Annotated in this window: 1 protein-coding gene; it reads left to right on the plus strand. The window is 63.4% G+C overall.

Annotated elements, in window-relative coordinates:
• Window positions 1-1,101 (plus strand): immunoglobulin-like domain-containing protein (locus BN1133_RS18250; protein ID WP_197273684.1); only part of this gene is annotated, 1,101 nt, incomplete at both ends.

Genomic DNA, 1,101 nt, shown 5'->3' on the forward strand with positions numbered 1-1,101 from the left:
CGCCACCTCGGTGAGCTTCGAGGTGGCGACCCTGGATGACGTCTATGCCGAGCCGGCCGAGCAGTTCCAGGTGAGCGTGAGCGAGACCAGTGGCGGTGGCTACGAGAAAGCGCCGGCGCTGCCGGGTGCGGTGACCACCACCATCACCGACGAGGATGGCAGCGACCCGCTGCTGCCGAAGGATGCCCCGACCCTGACCCTGAGCGGCGATGCCAGCGTGGTCGAGGGGGGCAAGGCCAACTACACCCTGACCATCAGCGATGCACCGAAAAGCGATCTGACCGTCAAGGTGGTGGTGGGTCACATCACCACCGACGAGGGGGATGTGCAGGCGGTGACCCGCGACGTGGTCATCAAGGCCGGCGCCACCTCGGTGAGCTTCGAGGTGGCGACCCTGGATGACGTCTATGCCGAGCCGGCCGAGCAGTTCCAGGTGAGCGTGAGCGAGACCAGTGGCGGTGGCTACGAGAAAGCGCCGGCGCTGCCGGGTGCGGTGACCACCACCATCACCGATGAGCCGCAGGGCGAGGGGGATTCTGTATTCGCCCAAATTGAAGTAGACAAGTCACATGTGGCCGAAGGTGGCCAGCTGACCTACACCGTGAGCCTGGTCGACAAGGACGGCCATGCCGTGACCCTGCCGGCAGGCAAAGAAGTGACGCTGAACCTGGCTTGGAGCGGTGCGGCGGCCAATGATGGCGACACCAGCGGTCGCCCGGCCAGTGTGACTATCGGTGCTAATGGCAAGGCTGAGTTCACCGTTACGACAGTCAACGACACGATTTATGAAGGCGATGAGCCGTTAACTGTGTCAATCAGCGGTGTGAAAACCAACACCGGGTTTGAAGCAATCGAGATTAACCCCACGAAAGGTAGTGCCGAGTCAATCATCACCGATATGGCCGATCTGCCGAAGGTGAGTGGCGTGGTGGGCGACAGCGTGGCCGAAGGCAATGCCAACACCTTCAGCGTGAGCCTGTCCAACGCCAGCACCAGTGCCACCACCGTCAACCTGACCCTGGCGGGCGGTACGGCGGAGAAGGGCGTCGACTTCACCGGCACCACGGTGACCGTGGTCATCGGTGGCGTGAGCCAGAGCGT

This window comes from Aeromonas schubertii (assembly GCF_000820105.1).
GTDB classification, from domain to species: Bacteria; Pseudomonadota; Gammaproteobacteria; order Enterobacterales; family Aeromonadaceae; genus Aeromonas; species Aeromonas schubertii.